We start from the raw sequence: 20,021 nt of genomic DNA on the forward strand, positions 1-20,021 counted from the left end.
GTTTTATTTTATACTAACCGGCTGCATCTTGTCAAGACAGTCTGAAAGTAGGCCGGCAGGGGAGAGGAGAGGGTCATCCGCTCCCCGGTGCGGGGATGCTGAAAGGAGAGCCGGCGGGCGTGGAGACACTGGCCGGCCAGCTCAGGGAACCCCTTCCGCAGGCCGTTGTACACCGGGTCCCCCAACACCGGATGGCCCTGGGCCGCCATGTGGACCCGGATCTGGTGGGTCCGTCCGGTCTCCAGCCGGCACTGGACATGGGTGTAGCCCGGGTAGCGGGCCAGCACCGTCCAGTGGGTCACCGCGGGGCGGCCGCTGGAATGGTTCACCGCCATCTTTTTCCGGTCCGTGGGGTGGCGGGCAATGGGCAGGCTGATGGTGCCCTGGTCCTCCCGCAGGTTGCCCAAAACCACCGCCTCATATTCCCGGTAGAGGCTGTGGTCCTGGAGCTGCTGGGCCAGGGCCAGGTGGGCCCCGTCATTTTTGGCCGCGATGAGCAGGCCGCTGGTGTCCCGGTCAATCCGGTGGACGATCCCCGGCCGAAGCTGGCCATTGATGCCGGACAGGCTCTGGCCGCAGTGAAAGAGCAGCGCGTTGACCAAGGTGCCGTCGGGGTGGCCGGGGGCGGGGTGGACCACCATGCCCACAGGCTTATTGACCACGATCACGTCCTCATCCTCATAGACCACCTCCAGGGGGATGTCCTGGGGCAGGAGCTCCACTGGGGTGGGGTCGGGAATGCACACGGCGACCTGGTCCCCCGGCTTCAGCCGGTCATTCTTTTTCAGGGGCCGGCCCTGGCAGAGGACATGGCCCTCCTCCAGGAGTTTTTGGGCCGCGGAGCGGGTGAGCCCGTCCAGGCGGGCCGCCAGGAACTGGTCCGCCCGCTGGCCGGCGGTCTCCACAGACAGGGTGACGTTCATGGGGTCTCCTCCTTGTCCGGTTCCTTCTTTCCCTCCCGGCCGAAAAACACAATCAGGTGCAGGCACAGGAGAACCCCGCCCAGAACCACCCCCACGTCCGCCACGTTAAACACCGCGAAGTTCACAAAGGTGGTGGCAAACATGTCGGTGACAAAGCCGAAGAGCAGGCGGTCAATGAAGTTCCCCACGGCCCCGCCCAGCAGAAGGGCCAGGGCCAGCATCCCCGACCAGTGGGGGAGGACTCTTTTCCCCAGGCAGATCACCAGAACCACGGACACCACCCCGGACAGGAGGGTGAGCAGCCAGGTGTGCTGGCTGAACAGGGAAAAGGCCGCGCCGGTGTTCTGCACATAGGTCAGGTCCAGACCGGGGAGGAAGTCCACCGCCGTGTGGAGGGGAATCCCGGCGCGGACCAGATATTTTACCACCTGATCTACGGCCACCAGGGCGGCGGCCAGCAGGAAATAAAGGGGCATGCAAGCGCCCTCCTTTCTTGGTCAGAGGAACCGGTGGCCGGCCCGGAGGCCGGCCACGAGTACAATGCACTTTTTGACGGAAAACGAGCGTTGGCGTGCCATCCTCCCGGGCGGCTCACACCAGGGGGGTCAGCACCTTGGCGCAGCGGGGGCACAGGCCCTCCCCGTTCACCGTGGGCAGTACCTTCCAGCACCGCTGGCACTTGTCCCCGGCGGCGTTTTCCACGGTGGCCTGGATCGCCTGGCCCACCGTCACCTCCACCTGGGAGACGATGAGCAGGTCGGCCAGGTCCGCCTGGTCCATCTCCGCCAGGAAGGCGTCCTCGGCAGGGACGGTGAGGACAATCTTGGCCTCCAGGCTCTTGCCGATCTTCTTCTCCGCCCGGGCGGTCTCCAGGGCGCCGTTGACCACGTCCCGGACCTGGATGATCTTCTCCCACCGGGCCATCTCCTCCTGGGGCAGGGCATATGCCGTGAAGGGCTGGTTCATGTCGTTGAAGACCACGTTCCGGCCGTCCGCCCCTTCGGGATGGGTCATGGACTGCCAAATCTCATCCCCGGTGAAGCACAGCACCGGGGCCATGATCTTGGTCATGGTGTCCAGAATGAAATACAGCGCCGTCTGGGCCGAGCGCCGGGCCAGGCCGTCCTTCTCCTCGCAGTACAGCCGGTCCTTGATGATATCCAGGTAGAAGTTAGACAGCTCCACCACGCAGAAATCGTTCACCGCGTGGGTGACCACGTTAAAGTCAAAGTCGTCATAGCCCTGGAAGCACTTCTCAATGAGGACATTCAGGCGGGTGACAGCCCAGCGGTCCAGGGGCAGCATGTCGGCGGGGGCCACCAGATGGTTGGGGTCAAAGCCGTTCAGGTTGCCCAGGCAGTACCGGGCGGTGTTGCGGAACTTCAGGTAGTTCTGGCTCAGCTGCTTGAAAATCTTCTCCGAGCAGCGCATATCCGCGTGGTAGTCGGCGGAGGCCGCCCACAGGCGGATCAGGTCCGCGCCGTACTTGTTCATAATATCATAGGGGTCCACCCCGTTGCCCAGGGACTTGTGCATGGCCTTGCCTTCCCCGTCCACGGTCCAGCCGTGGGTGATGCAGGTCTTGAAGGGGGCCTGGGCCACCCCGGTGGAGCCCACGGCGGTGAGCAAAGCGGCCTGGAACCAGCCCCGGTACTGGTCCAGCCCCTCCATGTACACGTCGGCGGGCCAGAACCCCTGGTCCTTCTTCATGGAGGCCAGGTGGGTGGAGCCGGAGTCGAACCACCCGTCCAGGGTGTCCTCCTCCTTGGTAAAGCCCGACGCCTTGCCGCAGTGGGGGCAGGTGAAGCCGGCGGGGAGGATCTCCGCGGCGTCCTTGGCAAACCAGGCGTTGGAGCCCTCGGCGGCAAAGAGGTCGGAGATGATCCCGATGGTCTCGTCTGTGGCAATGGGCTTGCCGCAGTCGTTGCAGTAAAAGACCGGGATGGGCAGGCCCCACCGGCGCTGCCGGGAGATGCACCAGTCGGCACGCTCCCGCACCATGGCCTTCATCCGGTCCAGGCCCCAGGCGGGGACCCAGCGGACCTGGTCACAGGCGGCGCAGGCCTCGTCCTTAAAGGTCTCCACCGAGCAGAACCACTGGGGGGTGGCCCGGAAGATGATGGGATTCTTGCACCGCCAGCAGTGGGGGTAGGAGTGGACAATGTCCTCGGCGGCAAACAGCGCCCCGGAGGCCTTCATATCCGCCAGGATGATGGGGTTGGACTCCTCGGTCTTCAGCCCCGCGTACTTGCCGGCGTAATCGGTGTGGCGGCCCTGGTCGTCCACAGGCACCACCATGTCCATCCCGTACCGCTTGCAGGTCTGGTAGTCGTCGGCGCCGAAGCCGGGAGCGGTGTGGACGCAGCCGGTACCGGAGTCCATGGTGACATAGTCCGCCAGCACCAGACGGGAGGTCTTGGGCAGGAAGGGGTGGTCGGCCAGCATATTCTCAAAGAAGGACCCGGGATGGGTGGCCAGAACGGTGTAGCCCTCCACGCCGCCGACCTCCATCACCTTTTTCACCAGGGCCTCGGCCAGGATGTAGATCTCCCCGTTGGGGTTCCGCACCAGGGCATAGCTCTCCTCCGGGTGCAGGGCGATGGCCAGGTTGCCGGGGAGGGTCCAGATGGTGGTGGTCCAGATCACAAAGGAGACCTTGCTCTTGTCATACCCGTCCAGCTTCCCCAGGTCGTCGTGGAGGGGGAACTTCACATACACCGTGGTGCAGGGGTCGTCCTGGTACTCGATCTCGGCCTCCGCCAGAGCGGTCTCGTCGTGGGGGCACCAGTAGACGGGCTTGAGGCCCTTGTAGATATACCCCCGCTTGTACATCTCCCCAAAGACCTTCACCTCTTCCGCCTCAAAGGAGGGGTTCATGGTCAGGTAGGGGTGTTCCCAGTCTCCAATGGCGCCCAGGCGCTGGAAGCCCTCGCTCTGGACCTCCACATAGTGCTGGGCAAATTCGTGGCAGGCCGAGCGGAACTCCGTGACGGGCATCTTTTTGCGGTTGAGCTTGTTCTGCTTGATGATGGCGGACTCAATGGGCATGCCGTGGTTGTCCCAGCCGGGAATATAGGGGGTGTAGTAGCCCCGCATGGCGTGGGAGCGGATGATGATGTCCTTGATGGACTTGTTCAGGGCGTGGCCCATGTGGAGGTTGCCGTTGGAGAAGGGGGGGCCGTCGTGGAGGGAGAACCGGGGCTTGCCGGCGTTCTTCTTCAGCAGCTCCCCATAGACGTCCAGCTTCTTCCAGTTGCGAAGCATCTCGGGCTCCCGCTTGGGCAGACCCGCCCGCATGGGAAAGTCGGTTTTGGGCAGATGGATGGTTGCATTGTAATCCTGAGACATGGTTGACTGTTCACTCCTTCAATCGTGACCCATCGTCCGCCGGGGACGTGGGGGCTCTTTTTTCTCTGAGAAAGAAAACGGAACCTGCCCGGAGATCCGGCCAGGTTCCGTTTGTGGATGGTGTCATCTGATTTTCCAGGCGGCTGCCTCCGCCAGGCCGGGGCCCGGAAACGCCGTCGCCGCGCCTGGCAATCCTGTCCTGGGGGCTCTCCCCGGGATCACTCGATCTCGTAATCCTTCCCGAACTGAATCTGGTCAAAGACCCGGGTGTCCCCCATGTCCCCGCTGGGGGCGGCGGACTCGGCGGGCCCTTCAAAAATCTTGGCCATGGAGGCCTCGATATCCTGGGCCACCTCTTCCTGCTGTTCCGGGGGGACGGTCACCACGGGCTCCTCCGCGGGCTGGGCCGCAGGGGCGGGGGCGGCCTGGGGCTGGGCGGTTTCCGCCGTCAGGCTGGACAGGCTGCCGATGTACTGAATCTGCTTGGTATACAGTTCCTTGAGCTGGGCCACATAGGCGGTGGTGGCGGCGCGGGCGGCCTCCAGCCGGGCCTGCTCGTCGGCCAGGTCCTTCTGGATGCCCTCCAGGCGCGTGCGGACTGCCTGCTCCTCTTGCTCCATCTGGGCGCGGACCTCCTGGCTGCGGGCTTCCACCGCAGACACAGCCTGGTCAATGGCGGCCTGCTTTTTGGCCTCCCCCTCTTTCACCATGGCATCGGCCATTTTCTGGGCGGAGTGGAGGGTCATCCGCATCGCGTCCTCTGTGGCACGGTATTCCTCAACCTTGTCCACCAAGACCTTCATCTTGTTCTTCAGGGAGATATTCTCCTGGTACAAGGTGCGGTAATCCTCGATCAGGCTGTCCAAAAAGTTGTCCACCTGGAGCATATTGTAGCCGCCAAACGAAGCTTTCGGAAAGACATGGGATTCCGCTTCCTGGGGTGTTAACATGATCGGTCACTCCTATCCCTTTTTAATCTACTGGCCGCGGCGGCGCTCAGAAGTACAGACCGTTGTTCTCCAGTTCGTCAATGAGGTCGCCCATGATATCTACATTATAGGGCGTGACGATATAGGTCTGAAGGGCCACCTTTTTGATCTTCCCCTCCTGGGCGTAGGCCACGCCGGACAGGAAGTCCAGCAGACGGCGGGCCACATCCTTCTGGGTCTTCTCCAGGTTGAGCACCACCGTGCGCTTGTCCCGCAGGTGGTCGGCGATCTCGGAGGCGTTCTCATAGCGTTCCGGCTTCACCAGGACCACCTGCAGCTGGGTGGTGGCGTGGATGTTCACCACCTTGCCGCCGGAATTGCGGCGGGGCGGCTCCTGGTATTCCCGTTCACGGCGGCGGGACGGCTCTTCCCGGGGAGGCGGGGTGGGTTCCACGTCCTCCGGCTCCTCCTCGTCCTCGTATACGTCTTCGTCCTCGTCGTAATCGTCCTCCATCTCATCCTCATACGGATGGGTCAGACGCTTGAGTTCATCTAAGAATCCCATGGTTACTGTAACCCCCTAAATTTTGTGAAAAATGGTATGGCGAAGTCGCCTCATCCCTGGGGATGCCAAGGCGGACGGGCGCCGAACAGAGCCGTTCCCACCCGCACCATGGTGGACCCACCTGCGATGGCCAGTGGGTAATCTCCGCTCATGCCCATGGAAAGGCAGTCAATATTAGAGACATTATCCCCTAATTTCTCCTTCATGTCAACAAAAAGCTGATAAGTTTCTTGGAAAAACCCCCGATTTTCTTCCTCGGTGGCGGTGGCGGGGGGGATGCACATGAGCCCCCGCAGGCGCAGGTGGGGGCACTGGGCCGCATGGCGGGCCAAGGTCAGGATCTCCTCCCGTTTGGCCCCTCCTTTGCTCTCCTCCTGGCCAATGTTCACCTCCAGCAGAATGTCCTGGACCACCCCCACCTTGGCCGCCTGCTTCTCCACGGCGTCCATAAGGCGCTGGGAGTCGATGGACTCAATCATATCCACCTTGCCCACCACAAACTTCACCTTGTTGGTCTGCAGGTGCCCGATGAAATGGACCCGGGCCCCTGCGTAGGCGTCGTCCTCCAGGTGGGCCACCAGCTCCTGCACCCGGTTCTCTCCACAGACGGTGATGCCCGCCTGAATGGCGTTGCGGATGGTTTGGGAGGTCTGGACCTTGGTGGCTGCCACCAGGGTGATCTCCTCCGGGTCCCGGCCCGCCTGGAGGGCGGCCTGACGCATGTTCTCCCGGACCGCTGCCACGTTGGCGGCAATGGTCTCATAGCTCTTGGTCTCTGTCATGGTTCAACGTACCACCTTTCCATCGTATAGTTCCTCGGAGGCCAGGACGATCTCATCCCCTGCCCGGAGGATTCTGGTGTCTTCCTCGTCTGTGGGGTCGGCCTTCACCAGATAGCTGTTCTCGTCCTCGGCCAGGATTTTCACCGGCCGGAACCGCGCCTTCTGGGAGACCACCACATAGACCCCCCGCTCTCCGTCCTTGCTCACCCGCAGAGCCTCCTTGGGCACCCGGATGCCTTCACTGCTGTAAAAGATCACCCGGCCGCTCTCCTGACGGAGGTCCTCCGCCTTGTCGTCGTCCTGGGAGGAGCGCAGGACGATGACCACCTGGTCCTCCTGCACCTCTCCCACCTGGAAGACCTCCATGGGGAAGGTCTCAGAGAGAGAATTGAAAAACACATCCACACTATCGCCCACGGCAAAGCGGGTTACACAGTCCCCTGGGACGGTGACCGCGTAATACCAAATGGAATCGGTCACCAGCTTGCCCAGGACATTGGCGTCTGTGGAAGGGGTCAGCTGGGAAAAGGCGGCCAGGTCCTTGGGGCTCAGCCCGTCCAGCTTGTCCGGGGTGAGCAGGGTCTCATAACCGTCCACATAGGAGGAGAACAGGCCGGACTCCTGGGCCTTGATGGAGGTGGCGCCGGACTGGTAGCTCTGCAAGTCATCGTACCGCGCCTGAAGGTCCGCAGCGGCCTGGGTCATGGCGGCAGTGGCCTCGGAGGACAGGAGGTATTCCCGCCGGAGAACCAGCTTGCGGTAGGTCTCCGTCTGTTCCGACAGGCTGCTGTAATTGCCCGAAGAGGCGGCGGTACGGAGGCTGGTCATGGCGGAGAGCATCTGATCCTCCAGGGCGGTGCCCGAAGGGGACTCGCTGTATGTGGCATACTGAAGGGCGCTCAGGTCATTTTTCACCTGGAGCAGCTCCTCCTGGTTCTCCACATAGGTCTCGTCCTGGTAGACCACGGCAATCTCCTTGCCCTTGGCCACCTTCTCTCCCTGGCCCCGCTTGAGCTGGACCACACCCTCCGCGCCGGCCACAGGCTGCTCCGACCGGACCACCCAGCCGGCGGCGTCCACACTGGTTTCCATGGTGTCCGTATAGGCCACGGTGAATTGATACGGGTCACGAATGCCCACCCAGGCCGAGCAGATCAGGTAGACCACAATGGCCACAATGACAATGGGCATGGCGATTTTGGAAAAGATGGTTCCCTGCTGTTGGTTCATAAGGTCAGCCTTTCTCTATCTCCCCGCGCCCTCCCGCCTCGTCCGGCGGCGCCGGGACACGGGGCAAGGCGCGGTCAATCCGGGTCTTCCTCCTCCCAGGACAGCGGCCGCTCGGGGACCACAGTGGAGATGGCATGCTTGTACACCATCTGCTGCTTTCCGTCGCTGTAAATGACCACCACAAAGGAGTCAAAGCCCCGGATCTCCCCCCGGATTTGGAAGCCATTGACCAAAAAGACCGTGGCTCCCATCCGGCTGCGGCGCAGCTTGGACAAGAGGTAATCCTGTAAGTTGCGCTTTCTCTGTTGTACTGCTGTTTGTGTCTGTTGCATGGTGACGCACTCCTTTTATCTTTGGTGCGTCTATGGTAATCCTTTTTCCCGAAGATAATCTGTCGAAATCTGCACGACACTGGAAAAATCTTGCATTTTATCCAGCAAGATCCATTCTGTGTCCTCCTTGCGCCGGAACCAGGTCAGCTGCCGTTTGGCATACTGCCGGGAGCGGCGCTTGATCTCCTCCACCGCCGGGGCCAGGTCCCCGCCGGCGTCCAGGGCCCGGACCAGTTCCTTATAGCCGATGGCCTGCATGGCCGTGCTTGTCCGGGGAATCCCCGCGGCCAATAGGGCGCGGACTTCCTCCGCCAGCCCCCGGGCCATCATCTGGTCCACCCGCTGGTCGATGCGCTGGTAGAGGTCCTGGCGGTCCCGGTAGGTCAGGGCGATGGTCACCCCCTGATACCGGGGCGGCTGGGTCTGGGTCTGGCGGTTGTGCTGGGAGATGGTCTGGCCCGTGTCATACCAGACCTCCAGGGCCCGGATGATCCGCTTGGCATCGTGGGGGTGGAGCCGGGCCGCCGTCTCCGGGTCCACCTGGCGCAGCTGCTCCCACAGGGCATCCAAGCCGCCTTGGGCCGCCTGGGCCTGGAGCCGGGTCCGAACCCCGGTCTCCGGGCGGAAGTCGGAAAAGGACCGCCCCTGACACAGGGCGTCCAGGTACAGGCCGGTGCCGCCCACCACAATGGGCTGTCTGCCCCGGCGGAAAATGTCCTCCACACAGGCGGTGGCCTCCTGCACATACCGGGCCACGCTGTAATTCTCCCGGGGGTCGGCCACCCCCATCATGTGGTGGGGAACCCCCGCCATCTCCTCCTGGGTGGGACGGGCGGTGCCGATGACCAGGTCCCGGTAGACCTGCATGGAGTCGGCGGAGACCACCTCTCCCCCCAGAGCCTTGGCCAGGGCCACCCCCAGGCGGGTTTTTCCCGTGGCGGTGGGGCCGCAGATGAGAATTAGTTGGGAGGGCATGATCACACCACCTTGCAGAAATGAACTGGGGCGGAAGGCGTCGCCTTCCGTTCGGGGTCTATTTTAACACGTTTTCCCCGCCCTGTCTATGAACTCCGTTTAAACTGTCGCTCCAGCTGGCTCCGGGTCATGGTGATGGCCACCGGGCGGCCGTGGGGACAATACTTGACCCGGCCGGCCATCACCTCCCGGACCACCACCAGCAGTTCCTCCCGGGTGTTCCGCTGGCCCCCCTTTACCGCGGCCTTGCAGGCCATGGTGTGGAGCACCGCGTCCCGGGCCGCCTGGGGGTCCGCCCCGCCGCCGGTGAGCAGCTGGCCGGCGATCTCGCTCAGGGCGGGCTCCACCTGGCCGGGCTCTAAGTAGTCAGGGATCTCCCGCACCACCAGGGCGCCGCCGCCGAACGCCTCGCAGGCAAACCCAAACTGCGCCAGCAGGGGCAGGTGGTTCAGCAGGACCTCTCCCTCCTCCGGGGCGGGGGTAAAGACCACCGGCGCCAGCAGGGCCTGGGCCATGGGCTGGTACCCCGCCGCCTTCATCCGGTCAAACTGCATCCGCTCATGGGCGGCGTGCTTGTCGATGAGGTGGACCGCATCCCCCTGCTCCACGATCAGGTAGGTCTGCAAAATCTCTCCCGCCAGCCGCCAGGGGGCCTCCTCTTCCAGGGAGGGGGGCGGAACCGGAGCGCCTTCGGCCCCGCCCAGAGGGGCCGGGGGAACCTTCAGCTTTAGCTGGGGGGCGGGGGCCTGCTGGGGGACGGAGGGTGTACGGTGGGGTGTATCAGGCCGGGGCACCGCCGCCGGCCGGGGTTTTTCAACATTTTCCACCGGTTTATCCACATTTCCGCAAAAATCGGTGGATTTCCCGGCGGATTTTGGGGAAAAACCGGGGACAGATTCCCCCTGCAAGGGGGACGCGGGGGTGTACGCCCGTTCCAACGGCCGCAGCAGAGCCCCGGCGGCGTCCCGAAGGACCGGCTTGCCCTGCGCCGGCTGGAGGGGCGGACGCTGTTCTCCGCCGGAACCGGCCTGCGGAGACGGCTGGGGTGGGGCAAAGGTCACCGTGGGGTGGCGCGTCTCCCCCTGGAGGGCGGAGAGCACCCCATAGTAGACCCCGTCAAAGACCTGGCGCTCGTGGAGGAACTTCACCTCAGTCTTGGCCGGGTGGACGTTCACATCCACCTGGCTGGCCTTCACCTGGAGCTGGAGCACGCAGCCGGGAAACTTGCCCACCATTTTCTGGTTCTCATAGGCCCGCTCCAGGGCGGCCATGAGAAGCTTGGACTTCACCGGCCGGCCATTGACGAAAAAATGCTGGTAGGTCCGGCTGCCCCGGCAGCAGGCGGGCAGGGAGACAAAGCCGGTGACGGTCACATCCTCTCCCTCTCCCCGCACCGGGGTGAAGCCCAGGGCCATGTCCCGGCCCAGCACCGCATACAGGGCGGACGAGAGTTTGCCGTCTCCCGGGGTCATCAGCTCCCGCTTGCCGTCCCGGATAAACTGGAAGGACACCCCAGGGTGGGACAGGGCCAGCTTCTGCACCAGGGCGAACACCGCCGCCCCCTCCGCAGCGTCCCGCTTCATAAATTTCAGCCGGGCGGGGGTGTTGTAAAACAGGTCCCGCACCACCAGGGTGGTGCCCAGCGGGCAGCCGGCAGGCTCCTGGGAGAGCACCTGGCCCCCCTCCAGGGTGAGGGAGGTCCCCAGGTCGCACTGGGCCGTGCGGGTGAAGAGTTCCACCCGGGACACCGCAGCAATGGCCGCCAGTGCCTCTCCCCGAAACCCCAAGGTGCCGATGGCCGCCAGGTCCTGGGCGGTGCGCAGCTTGCTGGTGGCGTGGCGGAGAAAGGCGGTCTGGCACTGGTCGGTGGGAATGCCGCCGCCGTCGTCGGTCACCCGGATCATGGCCATGCCCCCCCGCTGAATCTCCACTGTCAGGGTATGGGCGCCGGCGTCCACGGCGTTTTCCACCAGTTCCTTCACCACCGAAGCCGGCCGCTCCACCACCTCGCCGGCCGCAATGAGGTCGGCCACGTGGGGGTCCAGCACTTGAATTTGGTTGGGCATGAAAACACCACCTTATCAAAAAAGAAATCGTTTCCCCAGGGAAACCCAGGGGAAACTGGACTGTGTCGTGATCATCTTGGGGAAACGCTCCCCGCCCCGCCTTGCCGGCGGGGCCGCGTTCAGAGCTTTTCCTTGAGTTCATGGAGCAGGTTCAGCGCCTGCAGGGGCGTCAGGGTCTCCACCGGGGTATTGCGGAGCGTGGTCAAAACCTCCTCCTCCCCCAGGGCCGTCAGGGAGACTTGGCTGGCCTCCCGGGCTCCCGTCTTCTTGGGGGCGTCCTGCTGGGACTCCAGCTCGGCCAAAATCTCCCGGGCCCGGCGGATGACCTTGGGGGGCAGCCCTGCCAGACCCGCCACCTCAATGCCATAGCTCTGGTCGGCTCCCCCGGGGACGATCTTCCGCAGGAAGAGGATTTCGTCCTTCCTCTTCCGGGCGGCGATGTTGAAATTTTTTACCCCGGGCAGCTGGCCCTCCAACACCGTCAGCTCGTGATAGTGGGTGGCAAAGAGGGTCTTGGCCCCCAGGCGCTTGGGGTTGGCGCACCACTCCAGCACCGCCCGGGCAATGGACATGCCGTCGTAGGTGGAGGTCCCCCGGCCGATCTCATCCAGGATGAGCAGGCTCCGGCTGGTGGCGTGACGGAGCAGCTCCGCCACCTCCGTCATCTCCACCATAAAGGTGGACTGTCCCCCCGCCAGGTCGTCCGAGGCCCCAATGCGGGTGAAAATCCGGTCCACCACCCCGATGTGGGCCGCCCGGGCAGGGACAAAGGACCCCATCTGGGCCATGAGCACCATGAGGGCCACCTGCCGCATATAGGTGGACTTGCCGGCCATGTTGGGGCCAGTGATGATGGCGGCCAGGTTGTCCTTGTTGTCCATGTAGGTGTCGTTGGGGACAAAGAGGGCGTCCCGCCCCATGACCTCCACCACCGGGTGGCGGCCTTCGGTGATCTCCAGCTTGTCGGAGTTGTCCACCCGGGGCATGCAGTAGTTGTTCTCCGCCGCCACAACGGCAAAGGAGGTCAGCACATCCACCCGGGCCACCGCCCCGGCGATCTCCTGGATCTGGGGGGCCTGGGCGGCCACCTGATCCCGGATGTCACAGAACAGCTGGTACTCCAGGGCCACAATCCGGTCCTGGGCGGAGAGGATGGTGTGCTCCATCTCCTTGAGCTCCTGGGTGATGTACCGCTCGCAGTTGGTGAGGGTCTGCTTGCGGATGTACCCCTGGGGTACCTGGTCGTAATAGGATTTGGAGACCTCAATATAATAGCCAAAGACCTTGTTGAAGCCCACCTTCAGGGACTTGATGCCGGTCTTCTCCTTCTCCGCCGCCTCCAGCTTGGCGATGACCCCCTTGGTGTCCGTCAAAATGGCCCGGAGCTGATCCACATCGGGGTGGTAGCCCGGGCGGATGAGGCCGCCCTCCCGAACCGAGAAGGGGGGCTCGTCCACAATGCCCCGGGCGATGAGGCCGGTGAGCTCCGGCAGCCCGTCCAGCTGGGCCCGCAGCCGGGCCAGCAGGGAGGGGGCCTGCTGGGGCAGGTGGTCCTGGAGCAGGGGCAGCCGGTCCAGACCCGCGGCCAGGGCCACCAAGTCCCGGGCCCCGGCGGTGCCGTAGACGATGCGGGAGATCAGACGCTCCAGGTCCGTGATCTCCCGCAGCACCTGGACCAGCTCCTCCCGCTCCACAGCGTTGTCCACCAGCCAGCCCACCGCCTCCAGCCGGCGGGAGATGGCCACCGGGTCCAGCAGAGGGCGCTCCAGCCAGCTGCGGAGGAGCCGGCCGCCCATGGCGGTCTTGGTCTTGTCCAGCACCCAGAGCAGGGAGCCCTTTTTCTCCTTGCCCCGGAGGGTTTCGGTGAGCTCCAGGTTCCGCCGGGCCACCGGGTCCAGCTCCAAAAAGCGGCCGGTGGAGTAGTATCGGAGGGTCCGCAGGTAGGACAGGTCGGTCTTTTGGGTTTCGTACAGATAGGAGAGCAGTCCCCCCGCCGCCTGTATGGCGGCCTCGGCCTCCGGCGGGACCTGGTCCAGCCCCGCGGCGAACTGTCTCTCCACCCGCTGCCGGGCCTCCGCCAGGGCAAACCGCTCCTCCCCGGCCTGCTCCACCCGGCAGGGGAGCTTCCCGGACAGGTGGTCCAGCAGCCCCTTATCCCGGGCCCCGGGGGAGAGGATGACCTCCCGGGGGGCAAACCGGGCCAGTTCATTGACCGCGTGGTCCACCCAGCCCTCCGGGGCAAAGAAGGTGAGGAAGACCTCCCCCGTGGAGATATCCCCAAAGCACAGCCCCGTCCCCTGCACCCCCACATAGAGGGAGGCCAGGAAGTTGTTTCTTCCCTCCTCCAGCATGTTCTCCTCTATGAGGGTGCCGGGGGTGACCACCCGGATGATCTCCCGGTCCACCAGGCCCTTGGCCTGGGCGGGGTCCTCGGTCTGCTCACAGATGGCCACCTTGTAGCCCTTGGCGATGAGGCGGGCAATGTATGCCTCGGCGGAGTGGTAGGGCACCCCGCACATGGGGGTGCGCTCCTCGGGGGGCTTGTTCCGGTCCCGGGTGGTGAGGGTGAGGTTCAGCTCCGCCGCGGCGGTTTTGGCATCCTCGTCAAACATCTCATAGAAATCCCCCAGACGGAAGAAGAGGAGGCAGTCGGGGTGCTGGTCCTTGATGGCCAGGTACTGTCGTTTCATGGGGGTGAGTTCTGCCATAGTATCACACTTTCTTGATCCTTCAGATTCTGTCTGGGGTTTTTCCCGCACTGGCGGGGCGTTTTTTCAGCGCTGTTGGAACGGGCGGGAACTTGGCCCTCCCGGGCGGGGTACCCTTGTGGTTTTGTCCCCACGCCGTTGGAACGGCAGGGAACCTTGGCCTGCCCGGCCGGGGCCCCATTTCTTGGGAAGAAATGGGGGAAAGAACCCCAGAGGGAAGAGGTTCTTCCCTCTGGACTCCCTTCTCTGGTGGGGTTGTGTGGGGGGAGGTTGTACTTCTCACTGGTTACCTGGCCTGCGGCCCTCACATTGAAAGGCCCGTAACGGCCCGCCCACCGGCTGGGCGGGCTGGGGACGTGGCGGGGTACCCTTTGGGAGAAGGCAGAGAGTAACCGTTCGGGTTTCCACTTTTCCTCCCGACAATAAACCACTTCTCCCGCCCGCCCGAGCTGGTGGGCGGGCCATGAGGCGTTGGTCTTTGAGGCCGCAGGCCAGGCCCCTACCAGACCAATCACCTTCCCCCGTTCCTCCCACCAGAGAATGGGGTTCCAAGGGGAAGGAACCTCCTTCCCCTTGGTGTTCTTTCCCCTATTTCTTCAAAGAAATAGGGCCCCGCCCGGGAGGGCACCGTTCCCGCCCGTTCCAACGGCGTGGGGAGACACTCCCTCACCCCTCCACCACGTCTCCAAACAGAGCCCAGGTAGAGGCCTCCGTAATCCGCGCGTTCTGCCAGGTCCCGATACACCCCGGGTCCCCCGCCAGATGGACCAGCCGCCCCCCGTCCGTCCGGGCGGTGAGGCGTCCGTCGGTCCCCTGGCCGTCCACCAGACAGCGGTAAATGCCCCCCACGTACCTCTGATGCTTTTCCCAGGAAATTTCATTCTGCCGCTGGAGCAGCCGCTGGAAATTAGCGCTCTTCTGCTCCTTGGGCATGGGGTCGGGCATCCTCTCCGCCGGGGTGCCCCGGCGGGGGGAAAAGAGGAAGGTGAACAGGGCGTCATACCGGACGGTCTCAATGAGGCTCATGGTCTGCTCAAACTCCTCCTGGGTTTCCCCGGGAAATCCCACAATCACATCGGAGGTGAGGACGATCTCTGGAATTCGGGCCCGGAGCTCGTCCACCAGGGAGAGGTAGTGCTCCCGGGTATACCCCCGGTGCATGGCCTGGAGCACCCGGCTGCTGCCCGACTGGAAGGGGAGGTGGAGCACCGGGGCCACCTTTTCACAGGCGGCCATGGTGTCAAAAAGCCGCGCCCCGGCGTCCTTGGGGTGGCTGGTCATAAACCGGATGAGAAACTCCCCGGGGATGGCGTTCACCTGCTCCAGCAGCCAGGCAAAGTCCACCCCCAGTCCCAGGTCCTTGCCGTAGGAGTTGACATTCTGCCCCAGCAGGGTGATGTCCTGGTACCCCGCCTGGGCCAGCTCACGGACCTCCGCCAGGATGTCCTCCGGCCGGCGGCTGCGCTCCCGGCCCCGGACGTAGGGGACGATGCAGTAGGTACAGAAGTTGTTGCAGCCGTACATGATGGACACCCAGGCCTTCTGCCGGTTCTGCCGGACCACCGGGATGCCCTCGGCCACTGCCCCGGGCACATCCTCGGTGGCAAAGACCCGCTTGCCGCTGGTGAGCCGGTCCAGCAGCAGCTGGGGAAACTGCCACAGCAGCTGGGGGCCAAAGACCAGGTCCACATGGGGAAAGGACTGGCGCAGCCGCTGGGCCACATGGTCCTGCCGGGCCATGCAGCCGCACAGACAGATCACCTGCTCCGGATGCCGGCGCTTGGTGTGGGTCAGGGCCCCCACGTTGCCGAACACCCGCTGCTCGGCGTGCTCCCGGATGGCGCAGGTGTTCAGCAATACCAGGTCCGCCCCCTCCTCCGTGGGGGAGAAGGCGTAGCCCATCCGGGCCAGGTACCCCCGCAGACGCTCGGAGTCCGCTTCATTCTGCTGACATCCATAGGTGTCTACATAGGCCAGTTTCTGGCCGGGGCGCTGGTCCAGCAGGGCACGAATCTGGTCACACAGGGCCAGCTGGCGGGCGATCTCCGCCGGGGCAATGGTCAGGGTCTGTCTCAAGATGGATTCCTCCGGGTAGTTGGATTTGGGGATAGGGGATACTTACTTATAAAAATACAGTGTGTAGTATAGCACAATTCGACGGATTTTTCAAGGAAAACAGCCCCTTCCCCCGGGAGAATCCAAACATCTTCCAGGGGGATGACAAAAACAGCGGGCAGGGGGTACGTCCTGCCCGCTGTTTTCGCGGTTGTCTCTATGGCCCCGGCCCGGGCCGGAGGCCCTTGGTTCAGGGCATCGGGATTTCGACGCCGCCCACCACAAAGGCGGCAATCTCCTCCACAGGGATGGTTTGCGCGAAGGTTCCGCCCCGGGTGCAGACCTCCTTGCCATCCTGGGGCGCCATACTGCCGCCGGTGCTGCCGGTGCCGTCGGAGAGGGAGAGCACCGTACCGTCGGTCCGCTTGAGCCCATGGGGCAGGTCAAACCTGGCCCACTGTTCCTCCTGGGCCTGGGTCATCTGACCGGTGCCGGAGGCCACAGGCTCCGCCTGCTGGTCCACGGTGTACCGCAGATAGTAGCCGATGGGGGAGACCACCAGGGCGTCGATGGTGGCGGTCATTCCGTTCCACTCCAGGGTCTGACCCACCGGCAGCCGCACCGACAGGTCCCCCGCCTTCAGCTGGAACTTCAGGTTCCAGGTCCCCTCCGCCAGGACCTGGGACGCGGTCTCCCGATCGCCCACGGTACGCAGGTCCTGGAGGGTGATCTTCACCGTGCCGCCGGCCTGGGCCTGTTCATGGTAAGACATGGTCTCCACATACTGGATGGCGGCATCGGTGGGGTCGGCGTCATAGAAATAGCTGCTGCCGTGGGCCCCGGTGGTGTTCCGGCCAATGGTGCTGTCCGCGCTGTCCCAGGTCAGGTTCAGCCTGCCCTCCCCTTGGGGAATCTCCTCCACGGAGAAGGCGGTCCCGTCCTCCCGGGCGATGGAATAGGTCATCAGATAGTTGTAGCCATCAAACAGGATGGCCTCCGCGGTGACGGTCACGCCGTTGTCCGTGTCGCTGGCGCCGATGGGATAGCCGATCTGGTCCATCACCTGGGTGTCCGCCGTGGGGCCGAAGACGCCGGCAAAGGCCTGGGCTACGGTTTTCAGCCCCCCTGTGGCCCCGGCCCCCACCGCCAGCACCAGGGCCGCGGCCACTGCCACCGCCGCGATCCGGGGCTTCCAATGGGTCCGGCGGGCCGGGCCGGGCTCCGCCTGCTGCGCCAGGCTTTGGCGCAGGTTTCTGGTCATCCGTGCCTTGGCAACCTGGGAAAAGCAGAGCTCGTCCATCGCCTGGCGGTAGTCCGCTTCTTCACGATATTTCATGTGCATAGTCGTCTCCTTTCAGCAGTGCCCGCAGCTTGCTCCGGCCGCGGCTCAGGTAGGTGTTCACCGACGCCTCACTCTGGCCCAGCAGCCCGCCGATCTCCCGGGCAGAATAGCCTTCATAATAATACAGATAGATCACCTGCCGGTATTTCACCGGCAGGGCCATGACCGCCTCCAGCACGTAGGACGCCGGTGCCTCCGGGGCGGGGGGCTCCGCCACCAGCTCCAGCCCCACGGTCCGCTGCCGGTGGGCGCTGCGCAGCAGGTCCTTGCACGCATTCACTGCGGTGCGGATGATCCACGCCTTCTCATGGTCCCGGCTCTCAAAGACCTGCCCGCTGGTCAGGCATTTGAGAAAGACGGTCTGGCAGATGTCCTCCGCGTCCTGAGCCGAGTGCAAATAGGTGTAAGAAAGCCGCAGGATCAGATCGGAATAGGTGTTTACCAACCGTTCGGCCTGCTCCTCGTCCACTTGTCTCACGGTCCTCATCTCCTTTCCAAACCAGCCCGTCGGCTGTGTCAGCAACGTCGCTTCACCTACAATACGAATGAAGGGCGGGAAACCTGACAGGTTAATTCAAAAAATTTTTTCGAAACATCCGCGGCCGCTCTCCGCCCGGCGGACTGGCAAAAAAGCGCCGCGGCAGAAGCTTTTTCTGCCGCGGCGGGAAGGAAGGATGATTCATTGTTTTCAGGGGATTTTCTGGTTCCGGCTTCTCGTGGTTCAGCCTTTTTCCCTCTTCCTACGAAATCGCCTCCCCGCCCACGGTATAGCCGTCCCAGTGGCCGGATGGGTTCTGGCGGGCGGTGCAGTGGGTGAACCAGTAGGCGCCGGTGCCGCTTCTCCATTTCTGGGCGGTGAAGGTGAGCGCCCCGGAAGGGTTCTCCTCCGCAAGGGAGAGGAAGAGGCCGTCGTCCCACTCCACTCGCTCTCGGTCGATGTATCCCTGGTCCGCCAGGGCCTCCCAGGTGCCGGTCAGAACAGGGCAGTCCCGCTGCCAGCTCAGGGCCACCCCCACCGCTCCCTGTTCGGCGGGGGACAGGCGGGTTTGAGAGAGGTCCAGGCCCAGCTGCGCCACCCCGTCGTTGAGGGCGGGGTCCGTCGCCCACAGGTCCTCCAGCACCTGAAGGTACAAGGCGCACAGGTCGTCAAAGCCCGACGCCTCCACCAGGATACCGGTTACCTCCCCCAGCCGGGCGGGGAAGGTCTCCTCCACAGTGCCGCCATACCCCACCTGAATCCGGTCCCCCGGACGGATGGCGCCTTGGTCCGGGTCCTGGTAGGCCACGGGGCACTGGCCCAGGGAGACCGCATAGACATCACTTTCCCCCGCCCCCTCCTCCAGGCTGGCCACCAGAAGCTGCGCCCCCTCCACCGCTGCCACCCGGCCGGTGAGGCAGGCCTCGGACGCCGGCAGGCGGGGGTTCTCCTTGTCCGGTGCTTCCCCGCAGGCGGCCAGCAGGCCCAAAAGCAGGAACAGGGTCAGCCCCAGCAAACAGGATCGTCTCATGGGAAATTCCTCCTTTCCACGCCGCGTTTCATATACAACAATGGGTAGGGATTTCCTTGTTCATCCCGCTCTGTTCTTTTATAAACTGTAAATCCCATATGTTCATAGAACCCTTTTGCAAGAGGGTTTTGTTCGTTCACCGCCAAATCATGGACGGAATATTGCTCGATTCCATATTGAAGCAGTGCCTTTCCAGCCCCTTTCCCCCTTTCCTCGTCCGCAACGAAAAGCATTTCCAGGTGTTGTTCTGCAATTCCCATAAAGCCAATGGGACATTGATTTTCATGGTTTAGAACGAGTAAATGCGGTACTTCGCTCAGGGCTTGCGGCACATACTTTTTTATGTTTTCTATTTCATTTTCTGATAGAAACAGGTGGGTCGCTCTCACGGAACTCTCCCATACTTCCAGTAATTGTTTGATCAGCAATGGCGTTCTGTCTGCTACCTCAATCACTTTCATCTTAACTCCGTCCTCCGTAAACAACAGTTTGTTTTTAATCGCATGATAGCATGATGCTTCCATCCTGTCATCTCTTTTCTGCTTTTGTGACAAAGCAAATTCCAACACGTTTTAAGGGAAACAAGCGGAAATGAAATACTGTATTGTAGGAAAGAAAACATGGGGTTTGTTCATAAGACGTCGCCGGTGGTCCCTTGGTTCCCCCACCCGGCCAGATTTCAGGGGCAGGCCCTGGGGAAAACAGGCCGGGGCGTGGGAGAGAACGTTGACTATTTCCCTGGCCACGTGCTATACTAAGATATTGTATCCCATGTTTGCCATTCCAAAAACCAAAGAGAAGGAGAACCCTTATGCGCGCAGTGGTAACCAGAGTATCCTCCGCCTCTGTCTCCATTGACGGGGCCACCGTGGGGGCCATCGGCACCGGCTTTCTGGTGCTGCTGGGCATCGGCCCCAACGACACCCAGGCCCAGGCGGAAAAGCTGGCCGATAAAATCTGCGGCCTGCGGGTCTTTGCCGACGAGGCAGGGAAGATGAATTTGAACCTGGCCGCCGTGGGCGGGGCCCTGCTGGTGGTCTCCCAGTTCACCCTGTACGCCGATATCAAGAGCCGCCGGCCCGGGTTCACCAAGGCCGCGCCCCCGGCGGTGGCCATTCCCCTGTATGAGACCTTTCTGGACCTGTGCCGGGCCCGGGGCTTCCAGGTGGAGCACGGGGCGTTCGGCGCGGACATGGCGGTGCAGTCGGTGAACGACGGCCCCGTCACCATCTGGATGGACACCGAGACCCTGTGACGC

General features: G+C 63.5%; 17 protein-coding genes. 1 reads left to right on the plus strand and 16 read right to left on the minus strand.

Going from position 1 to position 20,021, the window contains the following annotated elements:
• Nucleotides 1-8: 8 nt before the first annotated feature.
• From DV520_RS06420 to DV520_RS06495, 16 genes are all read right to left on the minus strand, one after another.
• Nucleotides 9-923 (minus strand): RluA family pseudouridine synthase, encoded by a 915-nt coding sequence (locus DV520_RS06420; protein WP_021918879.1) that lies wholly within the window; start codon nucleotides 921-923, stop codon nucleotides 9-11.
• Nucleotides 920-1,399: a signal peptidase II gene (lspA, locus tag DV520_RS06425; protein WP_021918878.1), complete on the minus strand. Its 480-nt coding sequence runs from the start codon at nucleotides 1,397-1,399 to the stop codon at nucleotides 920-922. Before lspA ends, DV520_RS06420 begins: the two co-directional genes overlap by 4 nt.
• A 115-nt stretch (nucleotides 1,400-1,514) precedes the next feature.
• Nucleotides 1,515-4,271, minus strand: a complete 2,757-nt coding sequence (gene ileS / locus DV520_RS06430) for an isoleucine--tRNA ligase (RefSeq protein ID WP_117142193.1) — start codon at nucleotides 4,269-4,271, stop codon at nucleotides 1,515-1,517.
• A 218-nt stretch (nucleotides 4,272-4,489) separates the two neighbouring features.
• Nucleotides 4,490-5,221 carry a DivIVA domain-containing protein gene (locus DV520_RS12665; RefSeq protein WP_021918876.1) on the minus strand — a complete coding sequence of 244 codons (732 nt, stop codon included), beginning with the start codon at nucleotides 5,219-5,221 and terminating at the stop codon, nucleotides 4,490-4,492.
• 46 nt (nucleotides 5,222-5,267) lie between these two features.
• Entirely contained in the window at nucleotides 5,268-5,765 is a 498-nt protein-coding gene (locus tag DV520_RS06440; RefSeq protein WP_021918875.1) for a cell division protein SepF, read from the minus strand.
• A gap of 50 nt (nucleotides 5,766-5,815) precedes the next feature.
• A complete protein-coding gene (locus tag DV520_RS06445; protein WP_117142194.1) occupies nucleotides 5,816-6,547 on the minus strand; it encodes a YggS family pyridoxal phosphate-dependent enzyme in 732 nt (243 codons plus the stop codon).
• 3 nt (nucleotides 6,548-6,550) lie between these two features.
• On the minus strand, nucleotides 6,551-7,777 hold the full coding sequence (locus tag DV520_RS06450) for a biotin/lipoyl attachment domain-containing protein (RefSeq protein ID WP_021918873.1): 1,227 nt from the start codon (nucleotides 7,775-7,777) through the stop codon (nucleotides 6,551-6,553).
• Nucleotides 7,778-7,851: 74 nt separating this feature from the next.
• Entirely contained in the window at nucleotides 7,852-8,109 is a 258-nt protein-coding gene (gene hfq / locus DV520_RS06455) for an RNA chaperone Hfq (RefSeq protein WP_021918872.1), read from the minus strand.
• 30 nt (nucleotides 8,110-8,139) lie between these two features.
• Complete coding sequence (miaA, locus tag DV520_RS06460) at nucleotides 8,140-9,084, minus strand: tRNA (adenosine(37)-N6)-dimethylallyltransferase MiaA (protein ID WP_117142195.1); 945 nt, start codon at nucleotides 9,082-9,084, stop codon at nucleotides 8,140-8,142.
• An 86-nt stretch (nucleotides 9,085-9,170) separates the two neighbouring features.
• Nucleotides 9,171-11,150, minus strand: coding sequence for a DNA mismatch repair endonuclease MutL (mutL, locus tag DV520_RS06465; protein ID WP_117142196.1), 1,980 nt, complete (start codon nucleotides 11,148-11,150; stop codon nucleotides 9,171-9,173).
• A 119-nt stretch (nucleotides 11,151-11,269) separates the two neighbouring features.
• The gene (gene mutS, locus DV520_RS06470; protein ID WP_021920322.1) at nucleotides 11,270-13,858 is read right to left on the minus strand and encodes a DNA mismatch repair protein MutS; all 2,589 of its coding nucleotides are present in this window, start codon (nucleotides 13,856-13,858) and stop codon (nucleotides 11,270-11,272) included.
• 666 nt (nucleotides 13,859-14,524) lie between these two features.
• A complete protein-coding gene (miaB, locus tag DV520_RS06475; RefSeq protein WP_338083303.1) occupies nucleotides 14,525-15,934 on the minus strand; it encodes a tRNA (N6-isopentenyl adenosine(37)-C2)-methylthiotransferase MiaB in 1,410 nt (469 codons plus the stop codon).
• A 229-nt stretch (nucleotides 15,935-16,163) separates the two neighbouring features.
• Nucleotides 16,164-17,249, minus strand: a complete 1,086-nt coding sequence (locus DV520_RS06480) for a DUF4179 domain-containing protein (protein ID WP_165850053.1) — start codon at nucleotides 17,247-17,249, stop codon at nucleotides 16,164-16,166.
• Nucleotides 17,236-17,733: an RNA polymerase sigma factor gene (locus DV520_RS06485; protein WP_021918794.1), complete on the minus strand. Its 498-nt coding sequence runs from the start codon at nucleotides 17,731-17,733 to the stop codon at nucleotides 17,236-17,238. Before DV520_RS06485 ends, DV520_RS06480 begins: the two co-directional genes overlap by 14 nt.
• A gap of 262 nt (nucleotides 17,734-17,995) precedes the next feature.
• Complete coding sequence (locus DV520_RS06490) at nucleotides 17,996-18,763, minus strand: hypothetical protein (RefSeq protein ID WP_021918959.1); 768 nt, start codon at nucleotides 18,761-18,763, stop codon at nucleotides 17,996-17,998.
• Nucleotides 18,760-19,224: a GNAT family N-acetyltransferase gene (locus DV520_RS06495; protein WP_117142224.1), complete on the minus strand. Its 465-nt coding sequence runs from the start codon at nucleotides 19,222-19,224 to the stop codon at nucleotides 18,760-18,762. Before DV520_RS06495 ends, DV520_RS06490 begins: the two co-directional genes overlap by 4 nt.
• A gap of 350 nt (nucleotides 19,225-19,574) precedes the next feature.
• Here DV520_RS06495 and dtd point away from each other — a divergent pair, with 350 nt between their 5' ends.
• Nucleotides 19,575-20,018: a D-aminoacyl-tRNA deacylase gene (dtd, locus tag DV520_RS06500; protein WP_021918957.1), complete on the plus strand. Its 444-nt coding sequence runs from the start codon at nucleotides 19,575-19,577 to the stop codon at nucleotides 20,016-20,018.
• The last annotated feature ends 3 nt before the right edge of the window (nucleotides 20,019-20,021 follow it).

Source organism: Evtepia gabavorous, from assembly GCF_003425665.1.
GTDB lineage: Bacteria > Bacillota > Clostridia > Oscillospirales > Oscillospiraceae > Evtepia > Evtepia gabavorous.